This window comes from Buttiauxella sp. JUb87 (genome assembly GCF_004361975.1).
Classification (GTDB): domain Bacteria; phylum Pseudomonadota; class Gammaproteobacteria; order Enterobacterales; family Enterobacteriaceae; genus Buttiauxella; species Buttiauxella ferragutiae.
This window is the reverse complement of the sequence record NZ_SNVY01000003.1, coordinates 364,664-390,411: the sequence shown is the minus strand read 5'-3', so window position 1 is coordinate 390,411 and position 25,748 is coordinate 364,664. Positions and strand designations below refer to the sequence as shown.

The 25,748-nt window shown below is 51.3% G+C and carries 24 protein-coding genes; 16 read left to right on the top strand and 8 right to left on the bottom strand.

What is annotated here, in order from left to right; all coding sequences use genetic code 11:
- Positions 1 to 119: 119 nt before the first annotated feature.
- From EC843_RS13865 to EC843_RS13850, 4 genes are all read right to left on the bottom strand, one after another.
- Positions 120 to 1,049 carry a substrate-binding domain-containing protein gene (locus EC843_RS13865; RefSeq protein WP_064548695.1) on the bottom strand — a complete coding sequence of 310 codons (930 nt, stop codon included), beginning with the start codon at positions 1,047 to 1,049 and terminating at the stop codon, positions 120 to 122.
- Between the two features lie 32 nt (positions 1,050 to 1,081).
- Positions 1,082 to 2,068: an inositol 2-dehydrogenase gene (iolG, locus tag EC843_RS13860; RefSeq protein ID WP_064548697.1), complete on the bottom strand. Its 987-nt coding sequence runs from the start codon at positions 2,066 to 2,068 to the stop codon at positions 1,082 to 1,084.
- Between the two features lie 332 nt (positions 2,069 to 2,400).
- Positions 2,401 to 4,332, bottom strand: coding sequence for a 3D-(3,5/4)-trihydroxycyclohexane-1,2-dione acylhydrolase (decyclizing) (gene iolD / locus EC843_RS13855; protein ID WP_133522410.1), 1,932 nt, complete (start codon positions 4,330 to 4,332; stop codon positions 2,401 to 2,403).
- Positions 4,333 to 4,343: 11 nt separating this feature from the next.
- Positions 4,344 to 5,849, bottom strand: coding sequence for a CoA-acylating methylmalonate-semialdehyde dehydrogenase (locus EC843_RS13850; RefSeq protein WP_133522409.1), 1,506 nt, complete (start codon positions 5,847 to 5,849; stop codon positions 4,344 to 4,346).
- A gap of 249 nt (positions 5,850 to 6,098) precedes the next feature.
- On the opposite strand from EC843_RS13850, the gene EC843_RS13845 reads away from it, so the two are divergent.
- The gene (locus EC843_RS13845) at positions 6,099 to 6,950 is read left to right on the top strand and encodes a MurR/RpiR family transcriptional regulator (protein ID WP_064548702.1); all 852 of its coding nucleotides are present in this window, start codon (positions 6,099 to 6,101) and stop codon (positions 6,948 to 6,950) included.
- Between the two features lie 29 nt (positions 6,951 to 6,979).
- On the opposite strand, the gene EC843_RS13840 is transcribed toward EC843_RS13845, so the two are convergent.
- Positions 6,980 to 7,462 (bottom strand): zinc ribbon-containing protein, encoded by a 483-nt coding sequence (locus EC843_RS13840; RefSeq protein ID WP_064548705.1) that lies wholly within the window; start codon positions 7,460 to 7,462, stop codon positions 6,980 to 6,982.
- Between the two features lie 250 nt (positions 7,463 to 7,712).
- Between EC843_RS13840 and leuS the strand changes: the two genes are divergently transcribed.
- From leuS to nadD, 4 genes are read left to right on the top strand one after another with little or no spacing between them, the layout of a single operon-like run.
- Entirely contained in the window at positions 7,713 to 10,295 is a 2,583-nt protein-coding gene (gene leuS / locus EC843_RS13835) for a leucine--tRNA ligase (RefSeq protein WP_133522408.1), read from the top strand.
- A 14-nt stretch (positions 10,296 to 10,309) separates the two neighbouring features.
- Positions 10,310 to 10,921 carry an LPS assembly lipoprotein LptE gene (gene lptE / locus EC843_RS13830; protein WP_064548709.1) on the top strand — a complete coding sequence of 204 codons (612 nt, stop codon included), beginning with the start codon at positions 10,310 to 10,312 and terminating at the stop codon, positions 10,919 to 10,921.
- Positions 10,918 to 11,949 carry a DNA polymerase III subunit delta gene (gene holA / locus EC843_RS13825; RefSeq protein WP_064548710.1) on the top strand — a complete coding sequence of 344 codons (1,032 nt, stop codon included), beginning with the start codon at positions 10,918 to 10,920 and terminating at the stop codon, positions 11,947 to 11,949. The genes lptE and holA overlap by 4 nt, the downstream gene beginning before the upstream one ends.
- Complete coding sequence (nadD, locus tag EC843_RS13820) at positions 11,942 to 12,595, top strand: nicotinate-nucleotide adenylyltransferase (protein WP_121814118.1); 654 nt, start codon at positions 11,942 to 11,944, stop codon at positions 12,593 to 12,595. Before holA ends, nadD begins: the two co-directional genes overlap by 8 nt.
- Here the strand turns inward: nadD and cobD are convergent.
- Positions 12,567 to 13,661, bottom strand: coding sequence for a threonine-phosphate decarboxylase CobD (gene cobD, locus EC843_RS13815; RefSeq protein ID WP_208111323.1), 1,095 nt, complete (start codon positions 13,659 to 13,661; stop codon positions 12,567 to 12,569). The genes nadD and cobD overlap by 29 nt on opposite strands.
- A gap of 88 nt (positions 13,662 to 13,749) precedes the next feature.
- Between cobD and EC843_RS13810 the strand changes: the two genes are divergently transcribed.
- From EC843_RS13810 to lipA, 11 genes are all read left to right on the top strand, one after another.
- Positions 13,750 to 14,361 (top strand): adenosylcobalamin/alpha-ribazole phosphatase, encoded by a 612-nt coding sequence (locus EC843_RS13810; protein ID WP_121815669.1) that lies wholly within the window; start codon positions 13,750 to 13,752, stop codon positions 14,359 to 14,361.
- A 253-nt stretch (positions 14,362 to 14,614) separates the two neighbouring features.
- Positions 14,615 to 14,932, top strand: coding sequence for a ribosome silencing factor (gene rsfS, locus EC843_RS13805; protein WP_034493995.1), 318 nt, complete (start codon positions 14,615 to 14,617; stop codon positions 14,930 to 14,932).
- A gap of 3 nt (positions 14,933 to 14,935) precedes the next feature.
- A complete protein-coding gene (rlmH, locus tag EC843_RS13800; RefSeq protein WP_034456714.1) occupies positions 14,936 to 15,406 on the top strand; it encodes a 23S rRNA (pseudouridine(1915)-N(3))-methyltransferase RlmH in 471 nt (156 codons plus the stop codon).
- A gap of 27 nt (positions 15,407 to 15,433) precedes the next feature.
- Positions 15,434 to 17,335 (top strand): peptidoglycan DD-transpeptidase MrdA, encoded by a 1,902-nt coding sequence (gene mrdA / locus EC843_RS13795; protein ID WP_064548718.1) that lies wholly within the window; start codon positions 15,434 to 15,436, stop codon positions 17,333 to 17,335.
- A gap of 2 nt (positions 17,336 to 17,337) precedes the next feature.
- On the top strand, positions 17,338 to 18,450 hold the full coding sequence (gene mrdB / locus EC843_RS13790) for a peptidoglycan glycosyltransferase MrdB (protein WP_064548720.1): 1,113 nt from the start codon (positions 17,338 to 17,340) through the stop codon (positions 18,448 to 18,450).
- Between the two features lie 16 nt (positions 18,451 to 18,466).
- On the top strand, positions 18,467 to 19,591 hold the full coding sequence (gene rlpA / locus EC843_RS13785; RefSeq protein ID WP_133522407.1) for an endolytic peptidoglycan transglycosylase RlpA: 1,125 nt from the start codon (positions 18,467 to 18,469) through the stop codon (positions 19,589 to 19,591).
- 144 nt (positions 19,592 to 19,735) lie between these two features.
- Positions 19,736 to 20,947 carry a D-alanyl-D-alanine carboxypeptidase DacA gene (gene dacA / locus EC843_RS13780; protein ID WP_064548783.1) on the top strand — a complete coding sequence of 404 codons (1,212 nt, stop codon included), beginning with the start codon at positions 19,736 to 19,738 and terminating at the stop codon, positions 20,945 to 20,947.
- A 111-nt stretch (positions 20,948 to 21,058) separates the two neighbouring features.
- Positions 21,059 to 21,322, top strand: a complete 264-nt coding sequence (gene ybeD / locus EC843_RS13775) for a DUF493 family protein YbeD (protein WP_064548724.1) — start codon at positions 21,059 to 21,061, stop codon at positions 21,320 to 21,322.
- Between the two features lie 84 nt (positions 21,323 to 21,406).
- On the top strand, positions 21,407 to 22,048 hold the full coding sequence (gene lipB / locus EC843_RS13770) for a lipoyl(octanoyl) transferase LipB (protein ID WP_133522406.1): 642 nt from the start codon (positions 21,407 to 21,409) through the stop codon (positions 22,046 to 22,048).
- Between the two features lie 323 nt (positions 22,049 to 22,371).
- Complete coding sequence (locus EC843_RS13765; protein ID WP_133522405.1) at positions 22,372 to 23,295, top strand: YbeF family transcriptional regulator; 924 nt, start codon at positions 22,372 to 22,374, stop codon at positions 23,293 to 23,295.
- Between the two features lie 224 nt (positions 23,296 to 23,519).
- Positions 23,520 to 24,485: a lipoyl synthase gene (gene lipA, locus EC843_RS13760; RefSeq protein WP_064548730.1), complete on the top strand. Its 966-nt coding sequence runs from the start codon at positions 23,520 to 23,522 to the stop codon at positions 24,483 to 24,485.
- A 97-nt stretch (positions 24,486 to 24,582) separates the two neighbouring features.
- On the opposite strand, the gene tatE is transcribed toward lipA, so the two are convergent.
- Both tatE and EC843_RS13750 read right to left on the bottom strand, forming a co-directional pair.
- Positions 24,583 to 24,786, bottom strand: coding sequence for a twin-arginine translocase subunit TatE (gene tatE, locus EC843_RS13755; RefSeq protein WP_064548732.1), 204 nt, complete (start codon positions 24,784 to 24,786; stop codon positions 24,583 to 24,585).
- A gap of 128 nt (positions 24,787 to 24,914) precedes the next feature.
- The gene (locus EC843_RS13750; protein WP_064548734.1) at positions 24,915 to 25,703 is read right to left on the bottom strand and encodes a deaminated glutathione amidase; all 789 of its coding nucleotides are present in this window, start codon (positions 25,701 to 25,703) and stop codon (positions 24,915 to 24,917) included.
- Positions 25,704 to 25,748 lie beyond the last annotated feature (45 nt).

Below are 25,748 nucleotides of genomic sequence, written 5' to 3'. Positions count from 1 at the left end.
TTTAGATTTCAAGCTGCAGCACGGCGGCAACTAAGCGCATCCCCAGGGAACATAGCGAACTATGTGACTGGGGTGCGGGAAGGCAGCCAACACAGCTGCAGCTTGAAAGATGACGGATACTATTTGCCGGCTTCGCCGATACGTTCAGCTTTATCCAGATTCTCTTTGGTGATCATGGTTGGTGCGTAATCGGCACCGGTGATCTCTTTTTTCTCGCGGATGTTGGCAACCAGTTGGCTCATTGCGGTAGTCACCGCGTAGCCCGGACGCTGATCGGCGGTGACTTGCAGCCAACCGTCGCGCACACGCGCCAGCGCTTCTGGTACCGCATCAAAACCGGTGACCATGATTTCGCCCGGTTTCACGCCTTGTTCCTGAAGGGCTTCGATGGCACCCAGCGCCATATCGTCGTTAGCAGAAAGAATGACTTGTGGTTTTTTCGGCAGTGACGGCAGCACGCTTTCTACAATGCGCATCCCTTCGGAACGCATCCAGTTACCGGTCTGATCGGCGACGATTTTGTATTTATCGCCACCGGCTTTCAGGCTGTCGCGAATGCCTTTGGTACGTTCAATGTTGGAAGAAGAACCTGGCTGGCCGGTCAGCAGAATAATCTCCGCGCCATTGGGGAATTTCGACTTCACGTAGTCAGCCACCGCCTGGCCGCCTTTATAGTTATTGGCACCAAAGTGCGGCACTTTTTTCTCGGTGGTGACCGTACGGTCGAGCGTGACGACAGGAAGTTTGGCATCCTGAATTTCACTGACTGCGCTGGAGACCGCGTTAACGTCGTTGGGTGAAACGATAAACCCCTGAGCGCCGCGCGTAATGGCGTTTTCAAGATCGGCCACTTGTTTAGGTGAGCTGCCCTGGCTGTCCAGCACCTGTAACTGCACGCCCATTTCTTTAGCGGCTTTTACCGCAGTGCGCTGCATATGCACTTCAAACGGCATCGCCAGGTTTGGCGTACTAAAGACAATTTGCTCGTTTTCGGCGAAAGCCGGAGCGGTAGCGAGTGCGATGAGGGCAGCAAGAATAATTTTTTTCATTGTTATCTCTCTTTGTGTGTAGGGTTCGGGAGTTACAACGCTATTTCACGCTGGCAACGCAGGGATTCCAGTGCCTTGTCGGCCAGATACAGCGCGCGTTCACCGTCGTCACCGCTGCACTCTGGCTTCGCTTCACCACGTAAAATGGCGACAAAATGCAGCCACTCTGCGGCATAAGCCTCTTTGTATCGTTGCAGGAAGAAGTGCTCAGGCAGTGCGCTGTTGCAGCCGTTGGCACCGAAATGCTGCACCTGGTTTTCCAGAATGTTGCCCGCGCATAACAAGCCGTTTGAACCGTGCAATTCCAGGCGCTGATCGTAGCCATAAGCCGAACGGCGGCTATTGACGATGGTGGCAAGCGCGCCGGATGCGTACTTCAGCACGATGAAAGCGGTGTCAATGTCACCCGCTTCGCCAATCGCCGGGTCAACCAGATTGCTGCCCTGGGCATAAATCGCCACTGGCTCTTCACCCATGATGAAACGCGCCATGTCGAAATCGTGGATGGTCATATCGCGGAACATACCACCGGAAACGCGCACGTATTCCGCAGGCGGTGGCGACGGGTCGCGGGAAATAATCATCAGCGATTCAGGTTTGCCAATCAGCCCTTGCTGGGCCTGGGTTTTGACGCGACGAAACTGAGGATCAAAGCGGCGGTTAAAACCGATGAATAGCGGCACATCACGTTCTTTGACCACTTTCAGGCAGTCACGCACGCGGGCCAAATCGAGGTGGACAGGTTTTTCACAGAAGATGGCTTTGCCGTGGAAAGCGGCAAGTTCAATTAAATCGGCGTGCGTGTCGGTGGCGGAGGCAATCAGCACCGCGTGGACGTTTGGGTCGGCCATCGCTTCGCTTACGCTCTGCTGGCGAGCCTGATACAGCGTGGCAATGCGGCTGGCGTTTTCCTGGTTCGGATCAACAACTGACCAAAGGGTGGTCTCTTTGTGGGCTGCAATATTGGCGGCGTGGATCTGGCCGATGCGACCTGCGCCCAGTAAGGCAATGTTAAACATAGCGGCTCCCGATATTGGCATAGCTTTAGAGTCAAGTACCGGGGTGACCCCGGCAATGCGTACAGTTGATTTAACGACTCTTTAAATAAAACATTTATTTCATTTTAATGAATAGTGAAAATTCTATTTTTGAGTCAGGGTTAACATTTTGTCTATTTTATGGGTCTGATTTGTTATCAAAGTCACAACATCGCACAATATTGCATCACTTAAGGGAGGGGGTTTCAGCTTGATTGCAGGGAGTGGAGCAGAAAAGGAGCAAAACGTGGCAAAAAATGAAATGAACATTCCGCTTACAATACCAGCGGAATGTTCAGGGGTGAGGATTGAGATTAATACTGACGGGCGCGTTTAAGCATCGCTAACGTTTTAGCGGCAGCATCCGTCACTGAGCCAGAAGATGCCGTTTGCGCATCGCCTGTACGCCACCAGGCTTCGTAATCATGAGTCATGGTTTTTGGCAGCACTTTGATGTCCAGTAGTGTCGGACCTGGATGCAAAGCTGAAGCTTCCAGCGCGGCCAGCAAACTTTGTTCGTCGTTGACTCGCCAGGCGCGGCAGCCGTAACTTTCGGCATTCTTCGCAAAATCGACTTTAACCAGCGGCCCGTCAAGTTGCCCGGTTTCGGGGTTACGCCTGCGGTTCTCTGTGCCGAAACTACCCATTCCATGACCCATTTGCAGGTTGTTGATACAGCCGAATCCTGCGTTATCAAACAGCAAGATGGTGATTTTGATGCCTTCCTGTACCGCGGTTTGCAGTTCCGAATGCAGCATCAAATACGAGCCGTCCCCAACCATGGCGTACACCGGCTGCTTCGGTTTCGCAAGCTTCGCCCCGACTGCGGCGGCAATCTCGTAACCCATGCAGGAGTAGCCGTATTCCAGGTGGTAGCTATCCGCTGTTTTGACCTGCCACAGACGCTGTAAATCGCCAGGCAATGAACCTGCTGCACCAACGACTATCGCGTTTTCCTCGATGTGCTGGTTAACCAGACCGAGTACGCGCGTTTGTGTCAGACATGTTCCGAGAACCTCGCTGTATTCGGCAAGCTGCGCATCCAGATGCCCGAAGACTTCTGGCTTGTCATGCGGCTGCCAGCGCCGTGTCCATAACCGCTGGCACTCTTCATGCCACGCGGCTTTGGCTTTAACAGGCTCATCGCGCCATGCCGACTGATAATCCAGCGTACGTAGCCCGACGGTTAAACGCTCCAGCCCGACTTGTGCATCCGCCACCAGCGGCGTGGCATCCAGTTTCAGAGCATCAAACTCAGCCACATTTAGCAGCAAGAATTCGACGTCAGGATGGCAAAATAGCGATTTTGATCCGGTGGTGAAATCAGTCAAACGTGTACCGACGCCAATCACTAAATCTGCCTGCGCTGCCAGTTGGTTAGCCGCCAGACCACCGGTGACGCCCACCCCACCGAGGTTAAGTGGGTGTTCACTGACAATCGCTCCTTTGCCTGCCTGCGTTTCGACAAATGGCAACTGAACGCTGTCGATAAACTGGTTAAATGCCGCGTGAGCCCCCGAATAGCGCACACCACCACCGCAGATAACCAACGGGCGGCGTTTGCGGGTAATCAGTTCGAGCGCGGCTTGCAGGCGAGTTTCATCCGGTGGACGACGTTCAATAAGATGAACCCGTCGCGCGAAGAAACTTTCCGGATAATCCCAGACTTCGCCCTGCACATCTTGCGGCAGGCAGATGGTGACCGCACCGGTTTCCGCCGGATGAGTGAGCACTCGCATCGCGCTTAACATCGCACTCATCAATTGCTCAGGGCGATTGATCCGATCCCAGTAGCGAGACACCGGACGGAAGCAGTCATTGGTACTCAGACTCAGGTCATGGAACTGTTCTATTTGTTGCAATACCGGATCGGGCTGGCGGCTGGCGTAAATATCCCCCGGCAGCAACAGCAACGGAATACGGTTGGCGGTAGCGGTGGCCGCTGCGGTCACCATATTCGCAGCCCCTGGCCCGACCGATGAAGTCACCGCATAGATTCGCCTGCGACAATGTTGTTTCGCAAAGCCGGTGGCAATATGCGCCATGCCTTGTTCGTTACAACCCTGATGGACTTTCAGATGGCCTGGGTTTTCTTCCAGTGCCTGACCTATCCCCAGCACGTTGCCGTGCCCGAAGATGGTCATCACCCCAGCAACAAACGGCGTTTCTTCACCATCAATGTTGACGTATTGCTGGTTCAAAAACCTGACCAGGGCCTGCGCCATGGTCATGCGTTGTGTCGTCATGCTTCCCCCTGTTAGCCCAGCGTCGGCATAGAAAACGCAGCGCCTTGCTGATGGCTGGTTTCAGGCCAGCGAGCCGTGATGGTTTTCATGCGGGTGTAGAAACGAACGCCATCACTGCCGTGAACATTCAGCGGCCCGAAAATCGAACGCTTCCATCCACCAAAGCTGTGGAATGCCATCGGTACCGGAATCGGCACGTTAACGCCGACCATACCCACCTGCACCTCTTCACAGAAGCGGCGCGCCGTGCCGCCATCGCCGGTGAAAATCGCCGTGCCGTTGCCGTACTCATGATGATTAATCAGGTCGATGGCGCTGCGGTAATCCGCGGCACGCACCACACACAGCACTGGGCCAAAGATTTCTTCTTTATAGATAGTCATTTCTGGGGTGACATTATCGAACAACGTCGGCCCAACGAAATATCCACCTTCGTTGCCTGCAAGCTTCAGACCGCGCCCATCGACACGCAACGTCGCCCCTTGTGATTCGCCACTATCAATGTAGCCAAGCACTTTGGCGCGGTGTGGCGCTGAAATCAGCGGACCCATTTCGTTTTCTGGCCCTGATGTCAGCCCAGGCCCAACCCGCAGCTTAGCGATTTGTTGCTCAAGCCTTACGCAGAGATCGTCTGCGGTTTGGTCGCCCACCGCGACGACCACGGAGAGTGCCATACAGCGTTCACCCGCCGCACCGTAAGCCGCGCCCATAATCGCGTTTGTTGCCATTTCCATGTCCGCATCAGGCATCAGGATGCAGTGGTTTTTCGCCCCACCCAATGCCTGGCAACGTTTGCCGTGAGCGGAAGCCGTCTGGTAGATATATTCAGCAATCGGCGTCGAACCAACAAAACTCACCGCCTGCACGCGCGGGTCGGTCAGCAGGACATCTACCGCTTCTTTATCACCTTGCACCACATTGAAGACGCCGTCCGGCAGACCAGCCTCTTTGAGCAATTGCGCCAGGCGTAACGCTAACGACGGGTCTTTTTCAGAAGGTTTGAGCACGAAGGTATTGCCGGTCGCCAGGGCAATAGGGAACATCCACATCGGCACCATCGCCGGGAAGTTGAAAGGGGTGATGCCCGCACAGACGCCGAGCGGTTGCATCAGCGAGTGGCTATCGACACCGGTGCCGACGTTTGCCGAGTGCTCACCTTTTTGCAGATGTGGAATACCACAGGCGAACTCCACCACCTCAAGGCCACGGGTCAATTCGCCCACCGCATCGGAATAAACTTTGCCGTGTTCTTCGCTGATAAGCTTCGCCAGGCTGTCCATATGCTGTTCAAGCAGGCTTTTAAAACGGAACATGACACGCGCACGTTTCAGCGGAGCCTGTCGCGCCCAACCGGCAAATGCCTGTTGGGCGGCAGCGATCGCCTGTTCGGTCTGTTGCGCGGTGCTCATTGCCACCTGGCGGATTTGTGCGCCAGTGGCCGGGTTGAAGATCGCCTGAACGCGTGAGCTGTTGCCCATGACGCATTCACCGTGAATGAAATTCGCTACCGTCTCCATCTGTACCCTCTCACATTTATGGTCGATTCCTGAACACTGTATATGAAATAAACATTCCATTTAATGGTTAAATAAAACAAATGTTGATTATTGTGATCAGAAATCAGTTTTTGTGTTAAGCGCAGCGGCGGGGTAACGGGATAGAGACTACTATGATTTCATATCGGATCTGTTTTGGTATATTTGTTTCATTTTCACCGTTGCTGGGGTTAAATATGTTTCAGCAACCATTTCTTTGAGGAAGGTAATTTGACCACCGCGACCAACCTGAGCGAGTTACAGCAGCAGATTCGCGACCGCTACGACAGCCTGAGTAAACGGTTGCAGCAAGTTTCCCGTTACGTGCTGGATAACACCAACAGCGTGGCGTTTGATACCGTAGCCGCCATTGCCGAACGCGCAGAAGTGCCGCCCTCAACGCTGATCCGCTTTGCCAATGCTTTTGATTTCAGCGGGTTCAACGAAATGAAACAGCTGTTTCGCATGAATCTGGTGGAGGAAACCGCCAGCTATACCGACCGCGCACGATTGTTCCGCGAAATGGAAAGCGAGGCGGTGCCTGAAACGCCACTCGATATTTTGCAGGAGTTTGCCCGTTCCAATGCACAAGCTTTGCAGCAACTAGCCGCACGCACTGAGCCGGAAATGTTACAGCGAGCGGTGACTTTGCTGGCAGAAGCGGAAACAATTTATATCGTCGGCCTGCGCCGTTCGTTTAGCGTGGCAGCGTATCTAAGTTATGCGCTGAGCCACCTGGAGTGCCGCCCGATTCTGCTCGACGGTCTCGGCGGGATGCTGCGTGAGCAAGTGAATCGAGTGAAAGCGAAAGATGTGGTGGTGCTGATTAGCTTCTCGCCATATGCCCAGGAAACGTTGATGGTCAGTGAAAAAGCGGCAAGCACTGGCGCACGGCAAATCGTGATTACGGACAGCCAGATTAGCCCGCTGGCCACGTTCAGCGATTTGTGTTTTGTGGTTAAAGAAGCGCAGGTTGATGCTTTCCGCTCCCAGTCTGCCACGCTGTGTCTGGTGCAGTCGTTGATGGTGGCGCTGGCCTATTATCAGGGAACGCCGCACAGTAGTTTATCGCCCGAAGCTTAGCCCCATGAAACCATGGGGCTGATGACAATTTAAGGTTCGAAAGGTCTGCGGCCAAACTGGTTATGTCCGCATTTCGGGCAGACGGGCAGCACGTCCGGGGTGTAAACGGCAAGGTGGAAGTGACAGTTCTCGCAAACCAAATTGCCAAGCCCAACCACTTCACCGCTGTGATAGACACCGTGATGGTTGAGATCCTGAAAGACTTCGCGCCACTCAAGCTGCGTTTTGTCAGTGATGTCAGCCAGTTCCTGCCAGAGACTTTCTTTAATGACGCGCATGAAAACGCTGTCGGTAAATTCGTCCTGGCTTTCATTGTAGCTGCGGGCAAACTCTTCCAGATCACGCCGCACTGCACGCGTCACTTCATCAACTTCGGTACGCGTTAGCTCCCCAGTTTCGTTCATGCGTTTACGCGCGCTGGCGACCAGTTCGTCTATATCGCGCTCGCCATTACGTAACCGTTCGGTGAGCGAGGCCACCAGTTCACGGTAAAATTGAGCAACCTTGTTCATCGTCTGCTTACCTCCTTGAAGAGATTCCTGCATTCAGTGTCGGCTAACCTGCTCTAATAGTAGACGTTAATCGGCTATCACTTTGTTAGTTTGCCCACAAGCAAGGTAAAAAAGTGCAAATGAGAAATGCAGACTCCAGCTTTCTAAAGGCTGTTTTGCGGCACTCTTATCGGCTATGCTATGCCGATCTGAAATTAATAGTTAAAGCTACAACCTGTAGCTGTCTTTCATCACAGGACCACTGGCTGCCATGCAAGAGCAATATCGCCCGGAAGAGATAGAATCCAACGTACAGCTTCACTGGCAAGAGAAGCGTACTTTTGAAGTAACCGAAGACGAAGGCAAAGAGAAGTATTACTGCCTCTCGATGCTACCCTATCCTTCTGGCCGACTACACATGGGCCACGTTCGTAACTACACCATCGGTGACGTTATCGCGCGCTACCAGCGCATGCTGGGCAAAAACGTGCTGCAGCCAATCGGCTGGGATGCGTTCGGTTTGCCAGCTGAAGGGGCGGCGGTAAAGAATAACACCGCGCCTGCACCATGGACTTACGACAACATCAATTACATGAAGAACCAGCTCAAAACGCTGGGCTTTGGCTATGACTGGAGCCGCGAGCTGGCGACCTGTACCCCGGAATATTACCGTTGGGAACAGCAGTTCTTCACTCAGCTGTATAACAAAGGCCTGGTTTACAAAAAAACCTCCGCGGTTAACTGGTGCCCGAATGACCAGACTGTGCTGGCAAACGAACAGGTTATCGACGGTTGCTGCTGGCGCTGTGACTCCAAAGTTGAGCGCAAAGAAATCCCACAGTGGTTTATCAAAATCACCGCTTACGCAGATGAGTTGTTAAACGATCTGGATACGCTGGACCATTGGCCTGATCAGGTCAAAACCATGCAGCGTAACTGGATTGGCCGTTCTGAAGGCGTTGAGATCACTTTCGACGTTGAAAACAGCGCTGAGAAACTGACGGTTTACACCACCCGCCCGGACACCTTTATGGGTGTGACTTACCTGGCAGTTGCTGCTGGCCACCCTATCGCACAACAAGCGGCAGTGAACAACCCTGAACTGGCTGCATTCGTCGATGAATGCCGTAACACCAAAGTTGCCGAAGCTGAAATGGCAACCATGGAAAAGAAAGGCGTTGCCACCGGCGTGAACGCCATTCACCCACTGACTGGCGAAGCTGTTCCAGTTTGGGTAGCAAACTTTGTCCTGATGGAATACGGCACCGGTGCGGTGATGGCGGTTCCTGGCCACGACCAGCGCGACTGGGAATTTGCGACGAAATACGGTCTGCAAATCAAACCTGTGATTCTCAATGCCGATGGTAGCGAACCTGATTTATCAGCCGCCGCGATGACCGAAAAAGGCGCACTGTTCAATTCAGGCGAGTTCGACGGCCTGGACTTCCAGAATGCGTTCAACGCCATTGCCGACAAACTGGCAGCGAAAGGCGTGGGCGAACGTAAAATTAACTATCGTCTGCGTGACTGGGGTGTTTCCCGTCAGCGTTACTGGGGTGCGCCAATTCCAATGGTGACTCTGGAAGACGGCACGGTCATGCCAACGCCAGAAGATCAACTGCCGGTTATTCTGCCAGAAGATGTCGTCATGGACGGTATCACCAGTCCAATTAAAGCCGATCCTGAATGGGCTAAAACCACTGTTGATGGCAAACCTGCGCTGCGTGAAACCGACACCTTCGATACCTTTATGGAATCGTCCTGGTACTACGCGCGTTACACCAGCCCGCAGTACGACAAAGGGATGCTGGACTCCAAAGCCGCCAACTACTGGCTGCCGGTAGATATCTATATTGGTGGCATCGAACACGCCATCATGCACCTGCTGTACTTCCGCTTCTTCCACAAACTGATGCGTGACGCAGGCATGGTGACCTCTAACGAGCCAGCCAAACAGTTGCTGTGTCAGGGCATGGTTCTGGCAGACGCGTTCTATTACACCGGCGTTAACGGTGAGCGTAACTGGGTTTCCCCAGCGGATGCGATTGTCGAGCGTGACGAGAAAGGCCGTATTATCAAAGCCTGCGACGCACAGGGCAATGAACTGGTCTATGCTGGCATGAGCAAAATGTCGAAGTCGAAAAACAACGGCATCGACCCGCAAGTGATGGTTCAACGCTACGGCGCAGATACCGTTCGTTTGTTTATGATGTTTGCGTCCCCGGCTGATATGACGCTGGAATGGCAAGAGTCTGGCGTTGAAGGGGCAAACCGCTTCCTGAAGCGTGTCTGGAGACTGGCCTACGAGCACACCAGCCGTGGTGCGGCACCTGCACTTGATATTGCCGCGCTGAACGAAGATCAAAAAGCATTACGCCGTGATGTTCACAAAACCATCGCGAAAGTGACCGATGATATTGGTCGTCGTCAGACCTTTAACACCGCGATTGCTGCCATCATGGAATTGATGAACAAACTGGCAAAAGCACCGCAGGATAGCGAGCAAGACCGCGCTCTGCTGAACGAAGCGCTGTTGGCAGTGGTTCGTATGCTGTATCCGTTCACCCCGCACGTTTGCTTCGATATGTGGCAGTCATTGGGCGGTGAAGGTGATATCGACAACGCGCCATGGCCACAGGCTGATGAGTCAGCGATGGTTGAGGATTCGCTGTTGGTCGTGGTGCAGGTGAACGGTAAAGTTCGCGGCAAAATCACTGTTCCAGCTGATGCGACGCAAGAACAAGTGCAAGAACGCGCAGGTCAGGAACATCTGGTTGCGAAATATCTTGAGGGTGTGACCGTGCGTAAAGTGATTTACGTGCCGGGCAAACTGCTCAATTTGGTTGTGGGCTAAGCGCAGGAGGAACCGTGCGACATCCCTTTGTCAGCTTGTTAGTTATGTTGGCGGTGCTTGTCACCGCCGGGTGTGGTTTTCACCTGCGTGGCAGCACGCAGGTTCCGGATCAGATGAAAACGATGATCCTGAACTCAAGCGATCCCAACGGCCCACTGACACGTGAGATCCGCTCTCAGTTGCGTCTTAACGGCGTCACGCTTGTGGATGATACCGGAACGGGTGTTCGCAAGGATATTCCTTCCCTGCGTATACTGGGAAGCACGCTTGGCCAGGATACCGCATCCATCTTCCAGGATGGGCGTACCGCGGAATATCAAATGGTGATGACGGTTTCGGCACAAGTGCTGATTCCAGGCCACGACATTTATCCGATTAGCGCCAGAGTGTATAAATCATTCTTTGATAACCCACTGAGTGCTTTGGCAAAAGATGCCGAGCAAGAATTGCTTACCAAAGAAATGTACACCACAGCAGCACAACAGCTGATTCGTAAGCTGATGACGGTACAAGTCGAGGACGTTGCTGAGACTAAAGCTGCCGAGAAACCGGTGACGAGCACGACACCAGCGGCATCAACAAGCCGTACGTCGACCACGCTTTCGGCCGCTCCTGGTAGCAAATGATTCGGTTGTACCCTGAACAACTCCGCGCGCAGCTCAATGAAGGGCTGCGCGCGGCGTATCTGTTACTCGGAAACGATCCGCTGTTACTTCAGGAAAGCCAGGATGCGATTCGCCAGACGGCGAGTACCCAGGGCTTTGAAGAACATCATACCGTGCAGATTGATGCCAGCACTGACTGGCAAGATCTGTTCTCAATTTGCCAGGCGCTAAGCCTGTTCGCCAGCCGTCAGACTCTGCTGTTGTTGTTACCAGAAAATGGGCCGAACGCGGCGATTAACGCGCAGTTCGAAACGTTGGTGTCCTTGCTGCACGACGATATTCTGCTGCTGGTGCGTGGCAACAAGTTAACCAAGGCTCAGGAAAATGCTTCATGGCTGGCGAAACTGGCCGACCGCAGCGTGACTGTGACCTGCCAGACGCCTGAACAGGCTCAACTTCCACGCTGGGTTTCTCAACGTGCGAAACAGATGAACCTCCAGCTTGATGACGCGGCCAATCAATTGCTGTGTTATTGCTACGAAGGCAACCTGTTGGCGCTTTCGCAGGCGCTGGAGCGTTTGTCGCTGATATGGCCAGATGGAAAGCTTACGCTGCCACGGGTCGAGCAAGCGGTGAATGATGCCGCACACTTCACCCCTTTCCATTGGGTTGATGCGATTTTGGCAGGCAAAAGTAAACGCGCGCTGCATATCCTTCAGCAGTTAAGGCTGGAGGCCAGCGAGCCGGTGATTTTACTGCGTACGCTGCAACGCGAATTACTGCAACTGGTTAACCTGAAACGCCAGTCGGTAAGCACTCCGCTACGCACTTTATTTGACCAGCAACGCGTGTGGCAAAACCGTCGCGCACTGGTCACTGAAGCGCTTAATCGCTTATCGGCGGACCAGCTTTATCAGGCGGTGCGTCTGCTTTGCCAGGTAGAACTGACGCTAAAGCAAGATTATGGACAATCGGTGTGGGCTGAGCTGGAAGGGCTTTCTCTGCTGTTATGTCATAAAGCTCTGGTGGAAATTTTCACTCATGGCTAACAGCGTTTCGCGTTTAACTGCCCTGTATGGTGGGACATTCGACCCTATCCATTACGGGCATTTAAAACCGGTCGAAGCGTTGGCAAAACAGGTGTCACTGCAACAAGTCACTATCATGCCCAACAACGTGCCTCCCCATCGCCCCCAACCGTTGGCGAACAGCCAACAACGTAAAGCTATGGTCGAGCTCGCCATTGCGGGAAAACCACTATTTCGTCTGGATGACCGCGAACTGCAACGTGAAACCCCGTCGTACACGGTTGAAACGCTGGAACAGTTGCGTGCAGAGATTGGCGCGAATCAACCTCTGGCATTTATCGTGGGCCAGGATTCGTTGCTGAACCTGCAACGCTGGCACCGTTGGGAAACATTGCTGACGTTATGCCATCTGCTGGTTTGCCAGCGCCCCGGGTATGCTCTGTCGATGGATACGCCAGAAGAACAGCAGTGGCTTGATAAGCATCAAACCACTTCGGTTGAAGAACTTCACAGCCTGCCTGCGGGGAGAATTTACCTCGCACCAACGCCACTGTACGACATCTCCGCCACCGCCATTCGCCAGCGTTTAGAGCAACACTTGGCTTGCGATGATCTGCTCCCCCCTGCCGTGGCTGAATTTATTCACCAGCACCAGCTTTATTGCTAAGCACGCGCCGCAACGCATCCAGTAATCTGTCGTTATCCGCCGGGCTTTTGATCGCCACGCGATAATAACGCGCATCAAGCCCCGGGTAGTTTGCACAATGGCGAATCAAGATGTTCTCTTTCAACAACGCCTTTTGTAACTCCAGATCCGCAATGTCACAGCGCAGGAAAATATAGTTCGCGCGCGGCGGCCAAACCGTTATTCCTGGCAATGCGTTCAGAGTATTAAAAAGTCGGGGTTGTTCGGTGTTCAGCCAACGATAACTCGCCTCGATATAAGCGCTATCGTTAAGAATAATCTCGCCCGCCAGCGCAGCAAACGCGTTTATCGTCCAGGGTTCCCGGTGTTCGCGAATGCCCCCAACGGTGGCTGTATCTGCGCTGACCAAATAACCCAGGCGCAGTCCGGCAATAGCAAAAAATTTGGTCAGGGAGCGCAAAACATAAATATTGGGGAAACTCGAAAGCTCAGGGATCAAGCCCGGCTCAGTGGGGATAAAATCGAGAAAAGCTTCATCGACGATGAAAGCAATATTGTTTTCGCGGCAACGCTGCGCAACCGCTAATAACAAAGATCTCTTGAGCAAAAGCCCTGTCGGGTTATTTGGAGTACACAAAAACAGGCAATCCAGCTCAGGGGTTAAAGCTTGCAATAATGATTCATCAGGTTGCCAGCCTTGTGCTTCGGACAAGTGGAAATCCGTTATTTCGCAGCCAATACGGGTTAATGCACGACGATATTCAGCAAAGCCAGGCGTCAGTAATAAAGCCTTTTGTGGGGCAAGTTGCTGAACCAGATTAAAGATCAGTTCTGTTTCGCCATTCCCCGCCAACACCCACTCCTGCGGGACTTGATGATGTTTTGCCAGCGCCTGGTGTAACACACGGTATTCAACATCAGGGTAGCGTTCTGCCAACGCCAGGTTTGCAACGATTGCGCGCTTTAATGAATCCGGCATGCCGAGCGGATTAATATTGGCACTAAAATCGATCAGCAACTCTGCATCCACGCCCATCACCGCTGCCGCTTCAATAATATTGCCACCATGCTGGCTACTGAACGCCATAATTCCCCCAATAACTGACTTCGTCACATGAGGCACAATGATACACTTATGCCAGTGTAGCCACAGCCAACGTTTAGGTGAGGAACAGATGAAATTATGGTTAGTTCGCCATGGGCAATCCCAGGCCAATGTAGACGGGTTGTACAGCGGTATTTCTGAAACGCCCCTCACCGAACACGGCGTAAAGCAGGCGCAAGCCATTGGGGATTTACTCAATCAAGTCGCGTTTGAGAAAGTGCTTTGCAGTGAACTGGGGCGTGCCCAACACACGATGCAGCTCATTGTTCAGCAACGCAACATTCCGGTAGTGACTGAGCCGCGTCTTAATGAGATGAATTTTGGTGACTGGGAAATGCAGCATCACCGTGATTTGCAACGCATGGATTCGGAAAACTATGCGGCCTGGTGTAATGACTGGCAGAACGTGGTGCCGAAGAATGGCGAAGGTTTCCAGCTTTTTTCTCAGCGCGTCAGTGAGTTTGCAGCGACGCTCTCCTCACAGCCTAAAGAAAAGAATATTCTGATTGTTAGCCATCAAGGTGTGTTGAGTTTACTGATTTCCACCCTCCTCAATATGCCTCCCGCCTCGATGTGGCATTTCGTTATTGAACAAGGTGCATGGAGCTGCGTTGAAATTCGCGATGGCTTCACCACGCTGAGAACCCTTAATAATCGCGCGATTTACAGTCCGGCATCGTAAGTTGTCCGCGTTACAGTTATCGTCAACCATTGACACTACAGTCCAGGCTGTTATGCTCCGCTGCCATAATTTCCTGCCCGCAAGCATGACTTTCCAAAATAGTTTTACAAAAATGGCGATGCAAACCAGGTCACTCGGTGGGATGATACCCCGCTTTGAGCGCCGCATTGCTGATTTGCCAGTAAGACAGTCCCAGCCAATGGGTTAAATGCGGGCGACATCGAACACACTCTACTTTTCCCAGGGGGAACACTTGCAGGGTAAAGAATTTCAAGATTTCATCGTCGATAAAATTGACGACCTCAAAGGCCAGGACATCGTTGCTTTGGATGTTCAGGGTAAATCAAGCATCACTGACTGCATGATTATCTGTACCGGCACCTCTAACCGTCACGTTATGTCTATCGCTGAACACGTTGTTGAATCATCCCGTAAAGCCGGTTTTGATGCGCTGGGTGTGAAAGGCATTAACGCGACTGACTGGGTAGTTGTTGATCTTGGCGAAGTTATCGTCCATGTGATGCAAGAAGAAAGCCGTCAACTGTACGAACTGGAAAAGCTCTGGGGTTAATGCGTGAAGCTGCAACTAGTCGCAGTCGGCACTAAAATGCCTGACTGGGTACAAACCGGCTTTACCGAGTACCTGCGTCGTTTCCCAAAGGATATGCCTTTTGAACTGGTAGAAATCCCTGCGGGAAAACGCAGCAAAAATGCCGATATCAAACGCATTCTCGAAAAAGAAGGCGAAATGATGTTAGCAGCGGCCGGCAAGGGCAACCGAATTGTCACGCTGGATATCCCGGGGCAACCATGGGATACGCCGCACCTTGCCGTGCAGCTTGAACGCTGGAAACAGGATGGTCGAGATGTCAGCCTGCTGATTGGCGGACCGGAAGGCCTCGCCCCTGCGTGCAAAGCTGCCGCAGAACAAAGCTGGTCGCTGTCGAATCTGACTATGCCCCACCCTTTAGTGCGAGTTCTGGTGGCAGAAAGCCTGTACCGCGCGTGGAGCATCACGACAAACCATCCTTATCACCGTGAGTAAATATCGTCAGGTAGAACAAAGCTGCGGATGAAATTACAGAATTCTTTTCGTGACTATACAGCTGAGTCTGCGCTTTTTGTGCGCCGGGCGCTGGTCGCGTTTCTTGGTATTTTGGTGTTAAGCGGTGTGCTTGTCGCCAACCTTTATAATTTGCAAATCGTCCGTTTCACCGACTACCAAACTCGTTCTAATGAAAACCGCATAAAACTGGTTCCAATCCCTCCTAGCCGCGGCATCATCTATGACCGCAACGGCACCCCACTGGCACTTAACCGCACCATTTATCAGGTTGAAATGATGCCAGAGAAAGTGGATGACGTGCAGGCAACACTGGAGGCTTTACGCTCAGTGGTGGATTTAACCGATGATGATATTGCCAACTTTAAGAAAGAGCGATCGCGCTCGCATCGCTTTACATCAATTCCGGTCAAAACCAACCTCACCGAAGTACAGGTTGCGCGTTTTGCCGTGAATCAGTACCGCTTCCAGGGCGTGGAAGTGAAAGGCTATAAACGCCGCTTCTACCCGTACGGTTCAGCGTTGACGCACGTCATTGGCTATGTTTCTAAAATCAACGATAAAGACGTTGAGCGCCTCGATAAAGACGGCAAACTGGCAAACTACGCCTCAACGCATGACATCGGTAAGCTGGGCATCGAACGCTATTACGAAGATGTTCTGCATGGCCAAACTGGTTATGAAGAAGTTGAAGTGAACAACCGTGGCCGTGTGATTCGCCAGCTCAAAGAAGTACCACCGCAGGCCGGGCACGATATTTATCTGACTATCGACCTTAAACTACAGAATTACATTGAAACCTTGCTGGCGGGAAGCCGTGCCGCAGTGGTGGTCACCGACCCGCGCACTGGCGGTATTCTGGCGCTGGTTTCCATGCCAAGTTATAACCCGAACCTGTTTGTCGATGGCATTTCAAGCAAAGACTATTCCGGTTTATTGAATGACCCGAATACACCGCTGATCAATCGCGCCACACAAGGGGTTTACCCTCCTGCTTCTACGGTAAAACCGTATATGGCGGTGTCCGCATTAAGCGCAGGGGTGATCACCCGCAATACTACGTTATTTGACCCAGGCTGGTGGCAGTTGCCAGGTTCTGAAAAACGCTATCGTGACTGGAAAAAATGGGGCCACGGCCGCCTGAATATCACCAAAGCACTGGAAGAATCTGCTGATACCTATTTCTACCAGGTTGCCTATGACATGGGCATCGACCGCATGGGTGAGTGGATGCGCAAGTTTGGTTATGGGCATTACACAGGTATCGATCTGTCTGAAGAACGAGCCGGTAACATGCCAACCCGTGAATGGAAACAGAAGCGGTTTAAGAAACCGTGGTATCAGGGTGACACCATTCCTGTCGGTATCGGCCAGGGTTACTGGACGGCAACGCCAATCCAGATGAGTAAAGCGATGATGATTCTGATTAACGATGGCATCGTCCGCGTACCTCATTTCTTGATGAGCACCGTTGAAAACGGCAAGCAAGTGCCGTGGCAGCAGCCGGTACAACCGCCGGTCGGCGACATCCACTCTGGTTTCTGGGAAATCGCCAAAGACGGGATGTATGGCGTTGCGAACCGTCCTAACGGTACCGCTCATAAATATTTCGCCAATGCCCCGTATAAAGTGGCGGCAAAGTCAGGGACCGCGCAGGTGTTTGGCCTGAAAGCTAACGAAACCTACAATGCGCACAAAATTGCTGAACGCTTACGCGACCATAAATTAATGACGGCGTTTGCGCCTTACGACAATCCAAAAGTTTCCGTCACCATGATTCTGGAAAACGGCGGTGCAGGCCCCGCTGTAGGCACCATCATGCGCCAGATTCTCGACCATATCATGCTCGGGGATGACAACACGGTACTGCCTGATGAAGCACCCGCGCCAGCAGGTGCAGAGGATCAATAACCATGACTGATAATCCAAACAAAAAGTCGTTCTGGGATAAAATCCATATCGATCCGCTCTTCCTGGTGACCATTCTGGCGCTGCTTATTTTTAGTGCGCTGGTTATCTGGAGTGCCAGTGGCCAGGATATGGACATGATGGAGCGTAAAATCGGCCAGATCCTGATGGGACTGGTGGTGATGATCGTGATGGCTCAAATCCCGCCCCGCGTTTACGAGGGCTGGGCTCCGTACTTGTACATCGTCTGTATCATCTTGCTGGTCGCGGTGGATGCGTTTGGGGCAATATCCAAAGGTGCTCAACGCTGGCTAGACCTCGGTGTCGTGCGCTTCCAGCCATCCGAAATAGCCAAAATTGCTGTCCCCTTGATGGTCGCTCGCTTTATCAACCGTGACGTTTGTCCACCTACGCTTAAAAACACCGGTATCGCGCTGATATTAATTTTCATGCCGACGCTGTTGGTTGCTGCTCAGCCCGATCTCGGGACCTCGATTCTGATCGCCGCATCCGGCCTGTTCGTTCTGTTCTTATCGGGTATGAGCTGGAAACTTATCGGTATTGCCGTGCTGTTGGTTGCCGCATTTATTCCAATTTTGTGGTTCTTCCTGATGCACGATTATCAACGCGCTCGCGTAATGATGCTGCTTGATCCGGAAACTGACCCTCTCGGCGCGGGTTATCACATTATTCAGTCTAAAATTGCTATTGGCTCTGGTGGGCTGCGCGGCAAAGGCTGGTTGCACGGAACACAGTCACAGCTTGAATTTTTACCCGAACGCCACACTGACTTTATCTTCGCGGTTCTTGCCGAAGAGTTAGGTCTGGTCGGTGTTTTAGTCTTGCTGGCGCTCTACCTGCTACTCATCATGCGTGGCCTTGTGATCGCCGCTCGCGCGCAAACAACATTTGGCAGAGTTATGGCTGGTGGCCTAATGTTGATTTTATTCGTATATGTGTTTGTTAACATTGGTATGGTTAGTGGTATCTTACCGGTGGTCGGAGTACCTTTGCCGCTGGTGAGTTACGGGGGCTCGGCACTCATTGTTCTGATGGCCGGGTTTGGTATCGTGATGTCGATACATACCCACAGAAAAATGTTATCAAAAAGCGTGTAAGTTGATGAGGTGGGTAATGGTAAAGCGTTGGCTTGGGATCTGTGTAGTGGCTGCATTACTGGCTGGCTGCTCGTCTGATGACGGCGACCAACAGCAAGTGAACCAGCAACCGCAACCCGCGGTGTGTAATGGCCCGGTGGTTGAAATCAGCGGCGCAGACCCGCGTTTCGAACCGTTGAATCCTTCGGTAAACCAGGATTACGAAAATAACGGTAAGAAATACAAAATCGTGCAAAACCCGGCCAACTTCAGCCAGGCCGGTCTTGCTGCCATTTATGACGCAGAACCAGGCAGCAATTTGACTGCATCTGGCGAAACCTTTGATCCCTCAGCGTTGACGGCAGCACACCCGACACTGCCTGTTCCGAGTTATGCGCGAATCACTAACCTCGCAAATGGCCGAATGGTTATTGTGCGCATTAATGACCGTGGCCCATACGGCAATGACCGTGTGATTTCATTGTCTCGCGCCGCAGCTGACCGCCTGAACACCTCGAACAATACTAAAGTCCGTATCGACCCGATTCTGGTGGCGCAAGATGGCACCATGTCAGGCCCAGGTACGGTCTGTACGACCGTTGCCAAACAAACCTATGCCCTACCCGCTCGACCGGATTTAAACACCGGTATGGGGGGAGCAACTTCTGCGCCTGTTGATGCGCCTCAGGGTGACGTTCGCGCCATTAGTAATTCTACATTACAGAGTGAAGATACAACTGGTGCTCCTGTGAGCAACAGTGGTTTTCTCGGCGCGGCAACCCCACTCGCGGCTGGCGTAATTGAAAGCGATCAGCCTGCGCCCGCAGTATCAGTCACACCAGTTCAGCCCGTTACTGTTCAACAAAGCGCACCGGTTACCGCCCCAGGTTCCGTTCAGGGTAGCGTGCAGGCTGCTGTTCCTGCTGCCAGCGGCCACTACGTAGTTCAGGTGGGTGCGGTCAGTGACCAGACTCGTGCTAACCAATGGCAGCAAAAACTTAGCCAGCAGTTTGGCGTACCGGGTAAGGTTTCCAGTAATGGGGCGATGTTCCGTGTACAACTTGGGCCATTTAACAGCAAAGGCGAAGCTGCCGCACTGCAACAACGCCTGATGAGCGAAGCCCAACAACAATCTTTCATCACTAACGCACCCGCTATGTAAGTGATTATGTCTGGCATCCGCTGTGCGTCAGTTAGTGTAAATTCCATTAACAAATGATGCGCAAAGACGGATGCCAGCAAAAATCGCTTTTGCTATAGTAAGGCACTTTTTTTTATTCCTATCATGGATGTCGTTGTTCTAATCATGAATACAGCCCCTTCTTTTCGTTTTGTTAAACGTCTGGCGCTAACAACTGCCCTCACTCTTTCGGGGATGGCTGTTGCACACGCTGACGACCTGAACATTAAAACCATGATCCCGGGCGTGCCGCAGATTGATGCTGAAGCGTACATCCTGATCGATTACAACTCAGGCAAAGTCCTCGCAGAATCCAATGCTGACGCGCGCCGTGATCCTGCTAGTTTGACCAAAATGATGACCAGCTACGTCATCGGTCAGGCGATGAAAGCCGGTAAATTTAACGAAAGCTCCATTGTGACCGTTGGACAAGATGCATGGGCAACCGGTAACCCGGTATTTAAAGGCTCATCATTGATGTTCCTGAAACCAGGCATGCAAGTTCCCGTTTCCAAACTGATTCGCGGTATCAACCTGCAATCCGGTAACGATGCTTCCGTGGCAATGGCTGATTTCGTGGCGGGTAGCCAGGAATCGTTCGTCGGTCTGATGAACAGCTATGTTTCTGCTCTTGGCCTGAAAAACACCCATTTCGGGACAGTACACGGCCTCGATGCTGAAGGTCAGTACAGCTCTGCGCGTGATATGGCGTTGATCGGCCAGGCACTGATTCGTGACGTACCAAACGAATACGCTATCTACAAAGAAAAAGAGTTCACCTTCAATAATATCCGCCAGACTAACCGTAACGGTTTACTGTGGGATACCAGCCTGCAAGTTGACGGCATCAAAACCGGTCATACTGATGCTGCGGGTTATAATCTGGTCGCTTCTGCCACCGAAGGCCAGATGCGCCTGATTTCGGCAGTGCTCGGTGGGCGCACCTACAAAGGCCGCGAAACAGAAAGCAAGAAACTGCTGACCTGGGGTTTCCGCTTCTTTGAGACAGTTTCTCCATTGAAAGCCGGCAAAGAGTTTGCCTCAGAACCTGCCTGGTTCGGCGATAACGACCGTGCATCGTTAGGGGTTGATAAAGACGTCTACCTGACAATCCCACGTGGCCGTATGAAAGACCTGAAAGCCAGTTATGTGCTGAACACCACCGAACTGCACGCGCCGCTGCAAAAGAACCAGGTTGTCGGAACCATCAATTTCCAACTGGATGGCAAGACTATCGAACAGCGTCCGCTGGTCGTACTTCAGGAAATGCCGGAAGGTAACTTCTTCAGTCGAATCATTGATTACATCAAACTGATGTTCCACCATTGGTTTGGTTAATAATTGAACACTTGAAAGTGTAGAAGTCATCCCCATATACTATGAATCAAAGCAACTCCCGCCCCTGCTGGCGGGAGTTATCATTTTTAATGCCGTAACGCTGGAGCTACCATGAAAACCAATCTGAAAGAATTGCTCGAATTCCCGACTTCATTTACTTACAAAGTAATGGGTCTGGCGAAACCTGAGCTGGTTGATTTGGTCGTTGAGGTGGTGCAGCGCCACGCACCTGGTGACTACACCCCGCAGGTTAAACCGAGCAGCAAAGGTAATTACCATTCTGTCTCGATTACCATTAATGCGACCCACATTGAGCAAGTTGAAACGCTGTACGCAGAACTGGGTAATATTGAAATCGTTCGTATGGTATTGTGATTTGCCACCCGGCCTGCTGGCCGGGTACTGCTTTTCCCGCTGTGATATACTCCCACAACTTTCTAACCTGCCGGAGACGATGTTTTGTCTCAAGATACTATTCAAATCCGCCAACTAGGCCTACAGCCCTACGAGCCTATCTCACAGGCGATGCATGACTTTACCAATACCCGTGATGAAACCACCGCCGATGAAATTTGGCTGGTAGAACACGAGCGCGTATTTACACAAGGCCAGGCAGGGAAAGCGGAACATGTACTGGTTCCCGGAGATATCCCTGTCATCCAAAGTGATCGCGGTGGCCAGGTGACGTATCACGGGCCAGGGCAGCAAGTGATGTATGTGCTGCTTAATTTGAAACGCCGCAAACTGGGCGTGCGGGAACTGGTCACTATCCTTGAGCAAACGGTAGTTAACACACTCGCAGAATTGGGAATAGAAGCCTATCCTCGCGCCGATGCGCCTGGCGTCTATGTTGATGGGCGTAAGATTTGCTCGCTGGGTCTACGCATCCGCAAAGGATGCTCTTTCCACGGGTTAGCATTGAATATTGATATGGATCTGAGTCCTTTTTTACGAATCAATCCATGTGGTTACGCTGGTCTTGAAATGACCCAAGTGAGTTCATTCCGCCCAGTAGCATCACTGGAAGATGTTCAACCATTGCTGATCAATAACTTTATTGCCCTGCTCAATAATCCACCAGTTAAATATCTAACTGTATGATATTAATTATTATGGCGACTGCATCTTAAACCGGTGCAGTTTTCACTGTGACATTATTCAGCATCGCTTTACTTTATGATTAGTTTTGTATAACTTCCCCTGACTAAATAACCACCTTACCTTTTATATTCATATGTAAATATATCGACCATTAATATATAACAGCAATCACTTAAGACATTGATTTGGTAAATGTATAATTCCATTTATAATTAATTTTTAATATGGTTCACACCTAATACATCACTGTCATTAATGCATAATTATTTAAATAATATAATCTGAATGGAATTAAGAGTTAGTTCACCAAAGAGAAACATTTCATGGACAGATATGAAAAAAATCATCACCCAACTTTCAAAGCATTACGAAATATTGATCTTAATTTATTAACAATTTTCGAAGCAGTCTACATTCATAAAGGGATCGTCAATGCAGCTAAAGTGTTAAATTTAACACCTTCGGCTATCAGTCAATCCATCCAAAAATTGAGGTCAACATTCCCTGACCCACTGTTTATCCGTAAGGGGCAAGGTGTCACACCTACAGCCTATGCTGCACATTTGCATGAATATATTAGCCAGGGATTTGAATCGATCCTGTGCGCCTTAGATATCAACAATAATTACGAAAAAGAGCGCATTATCACCGTCGCGTGCTCACCCACATCAGGCGCACTATTGATGCCACGAATCTATTCGGCCATTCAGAAAGTGAATCCGAAATTATCTGTTCGCAATGTGCCAGTGGCAGAACGCCAGTTATCACAATTTCAGGCTGATATTGCTATCGATAATCGTCACCATCATGGCCCCGGAATCAATAGCCACAAATTGTTTGATGACCGCCTGGTTGCGGTATGTCGCCACGATCACCCTAATGCAGAATCAATTTTCTCCGCCAATGATATTCACGGAGTCAATTATACATTTTTGATTATGCAGGAAGAGTTGTTGGCCGATACTCGCCAACTGATTAATGAGCTCTTACCAAACCGCCAAATCACATTTAGCAGCTATAACCTCTTAGCCATCGTTTCAATGCTCAGCACCAGCGAACTCATTGGCTTTATGCCATACAAAATATTTGAAATGTTTTCTCACCAATTCGGACTTAAAACGGTTGAATGTGAGAGATTATCGGCCATTCCTCTGGGCACTACCATGCACTTCAACAAACTCAGCTCGCGCGATGCAATACTGCAAGAAGTCATCGACGCGATCATTCACGAATTTGAGAAAGTGTAGACATCCCGGCCTCGCGGCTTTCGCTGCGGGGTCAGCTTGCCAATTGTTAACGTAAAAAAGCGCACAATCCAACAAACCATTTACAATTCTTTCCCCATTTACTGCTCTGCCAGGCTGATTTATTCCCCCCAGTGATGGTATACTGCGCGCGCTATTAAAAAATAGTTGATAAATAAAACACTCGATTAGCCTGATTTTTTTTCAGCAACTGGAACACGTACGATATGAGTAAACCCATTGTAATGGAACGCGGCGTCAAGTACCGCGACGCCGATAAAATGGCTCTGATCCCGGTTAAAAACGTGGTGACCGAGCGCCAGGAGCTGTTAAGAAAACCAGAATGGATGAAGATCAAACTTCCATCTGATTCGACCCGAATTCAGGGTATCAAAGCGGCAATGCGTAAAAATGGTCTGCACTCGGTGTGTGAAGAAGCTTCCTGTCCTAACCTGGCAGAATGTTTCAACCACGGAACGGCAACCTTTATGATCCTGGGCGCAATTTGTACACGCCGCTGCCCGTTCTGCGATGTTGCTCATGGCCGCCCTGTCGCGCCAGACGCCAACGAACCCGCTAAACTTGCCCAAACCATTGCTGACATGGCGTTGCGCTATGTAGTTATCACGTCTGTAGACCGTGATGACCTGCGCGATGGAGGTGCCCAGCATTTCGCCGATTGCATCAGTGCAATTCGCGAGAAAAACCCAACGATCAAAATTGAAACGTTGGTTCCGGATTTCCGTGGGCGCATGGACAAGGCTTTAGAGATCCTCACCGCCACACCACCAGATGTGTTCAACCACAACCTGGAAAACGTACCGCGTATTTATCGTAAAGTACGCCCGGGCGCTGACTACAACTGGTCTCTGAAACTGCTTGAGCGTTTTAAAGAAGCGCACCCGGATATCCCAACTAAATCTGGATTAATGGTAGGTTTAGGCGAAACGAATGAAGAGATTGTGGAAGTGATGCGCGATCTCCGTCGTCACGGCGTCACGATGTTGACCCTTGGCCAATATTTGCAGCCAAGCCGCCATCACTTACCTGTGCAGCGTTATGTTAGCCCGGATGAGTTCGAAGAGATGAAAGCGGAAGCGCTGGCGATGGGCTTTACCCATGCAGCTTGCGGCCCATTTGTACGTTCTTCTTACCATGCAGACCTGCAGGCTAAAGGCATGGAAGTCAAATAACGATGTAACAAATCGTTACTTATGATTTGCAGTGACAAAAAAACCGGCTCATAAAAGGCCGGTTTTTTTATATCTGTCCGTGAAAGCTGAGTCTTGCTCAGTCTTTGTGCGTAATACGGTCCGCTGCTGCATCTGTATTGTTGGCAGACTTCGCGCCGGTCTCGTCTTCATTCATGGCTTTCTTGAAGCCTTTGATTGCCGCGCCGAGGTCGCCACCGAGTGTACGCAACTTCTTGGTGCCAAATAACAAAACAATCAGCGCACCAACCACCAACAACTTAGTAATACTAATCTCACCCATAGCAACCTTCTTTAATCATGCATGCCGTGAATACGGCGAATCATACACTGAGACAATTAACGGTCATTTTCTCGTGCTATACAATAGCAACCTGTAACAAGTTGAATCAAGAGCTGGTCAAAAAATAATCACAGCAGTTGTGGATAAGCAAAACGTCGGTTTTTCAACACCGGTAACATGGCTCGCACATTGGCAAGATGCTGCCTTTCCAGTTCAGCATATATCAACGTCGGCTGCAGATTTGCAGCCGCAATCACAACGCCAAGCGGATCAACAACCTGGCTGTGGCCAATGTTTTTATTACCACACTCACCAGCAGCAACAACATAGCAAGTAGTATCAAGCGCTCGAGCGGCAAGAAGAGTGGACCAGTGCATTTCTTTGTTTGGGCCACGCAACCAGGCAGCTGGCAGAACTAACACTTCCGCACCCGCTAATGCCAGACTCAAAGCCATCTCTGGAAAGCGTACATCGTAACAGGTCATTAAGCCTACTTTAAAGCCAGCGATCTCAATCACTGGCGGCAAACTTTCTCCCGCATCAACCAGCCGGGATTCTTGCACGTTAAACGCATCGTAAAGATGAAGCTTCTTATAACGGGCTATCACCTCACCACCGCGAATCGCCAGCAAAGTATTGGCCGCTCGCCCAGGCGTGGTTTTGATGTGCAGCGTCAGGATGGTGGTGAGTTGGTCATCACGGCTTTGCTCACAAAGCTGCTCAATAAACGCTTCGTTCATCGTTTGTGCCGATTTGACCGACAAATCGGGGTCATTGTCATCTCGTGCCAGCACCGCCTCGGGCAACACCAGCAATTGTGCTCCCGCGCCGTTGGCCTGAGCCATAAACCCAAGACAGGTTTGTACGTTCTCCTGCCAGTCTTTACTCACTGCAAACTGCCCTACGGCAACTTTCATTGTGGTTTCCCAAAAGGTCGCGAATATTTTCAGTATACCCGGTGT

What these genes read in the sequence shown, in the direction of transcription:
- EC843_RS13865 (WP_064548695.1), bottom strand. Translation starts at nt 1,049, where the DNA reads ATGAAAAAAATTATTCTTGCTGCCCTCATCGCACTCGCTACCGCTCCG.
- iolG (WP_064548697.1), bottom strand. Translation starts at nt 2,068, where the DNA reads ATGTTTAACATTGCCTTACTGGGCGCAGGTCGCATCGGCCAGATCCAC.
- iolD (WP_133522410.1), bottom strand. Translation starts at nt 4,332, where the DNA reads ATGACGACACAACGCATGACCATGGCGCAGGCCCTGGTCAGGTTTTTG.
- EC843_RS13850 (WP_133522409.1), bottom strand. Translation starts at nt 5,849, where the DNA reads ATGGAGACGGTAGCGAATTTCATTCACGGTGAATGCGTCATGGGCAAC.
- EC843_RS13840 (WP_064548705.1), bottom strand. Translation starts at nt 7,462, where the DNA reads ATGAACAAGGTTGCTCAATTTTACCGTGAACTGGTGGCCTCGCTCACC.
- leuS (WP_133522408.1), top strand. Translation starts at nt 7,713, where the DNA reads ATGCAAGAGCAATATCGCCCGGAAGAGATAGAATCCAACGTACAGCTT.
- holA (WP_064548710.1), top strand. Translation starts at nt 10,918, where the DNA reads ATGATTCGGTTGTACCCTGAACAACTCCGCGCGCAGCTCAATGAAGGG.
- nadD (WP_121814118.1), top strand. Translation starts at nt 11,942, where the DNA reads ATGGCTAACAGCGTTTCGCGTTTAACTGCCCTGTATGGTGGGACATTC.
- cobD (WP_208111323.1), bottom strand. Translation starts at nt 13,661, where the DNA reads ATGGCGTTCAGTAGCCAGCATGGTGGCAATATTATTGAAGCGGCAGCG.
- EC843_RS13810 (WP_121815669.1), top strand. Translation starts at nt 13,750, where the DNA reads ATGAAATTATGGTTAGTTCGCCATGGGCAATCCCAGGCCAATGTAGAC.
- mrdA (WP_064548718.1), top strand. Translation starts at nt 15,434, where the DNA reads ATGAAATTACAGAATTCTTTTCGTGACTATACAGCTGAGTCTGCGCTT.
- mrdB (WP_064548720.1), top strand. Translation starts at nt 17,338, where the DNA reads ATGACTGATAATCCAAACAAAAAGTCGTTCTGGGATAAAATCCATATC.
- rlpA (WP_133522407.1), top strand. Translation starts at nt 18,467, where the DNA reads ATGGTAAAGCGTTGGCTTGGGATCTGTGTAGTGGCTGCATTACTGGCT.
- dacA (WP_064548783.1), top strand. Translation starts at nt 19,736, where the DNA reads ATGAATACAGCCCCTTCTTTTCGTTTTGTTAAACGTCTGGCGCTAACA.
- ybeD (WP_064548724.1), top strand. Translation starts at nt 21,059, where the DNA reads ATGAAAACCAATCTGAAAGAATTGCTCGAATTCCCGACTTCATTTACT.
- EC843_RS13765 (WP_133522405.1), top strand. Translation starts at nt 22,372, where the DNA reads ATGGACAGATATGAAAAAAATCATCACCCAACTTTCAAAGCATTACGA.
- lipA (WP_064548730.1), top strand. Translation starts at nt 23,520, where the DNA reads ATGAGTAAACCCATTGTAATGGAACGCGGCGTCAAGTACCGCGACGCC.
- tatE (WP_064548732.1), bottom strand. Translation starts at nt 24,786, where the DNA reads ATGGGTGAGATTAGTATTACTAAGTTGTTGGTGGTTGGTGCGCTGATT.
- EC843_RS13750 (WP_064548734.1), bottom strand. Translation starts at nt 25,703, where the DNA reads ATGAAAGTTGCCGTAGGGCAGTTTGCAGTGAGTAAAGACTGGCAGGAG.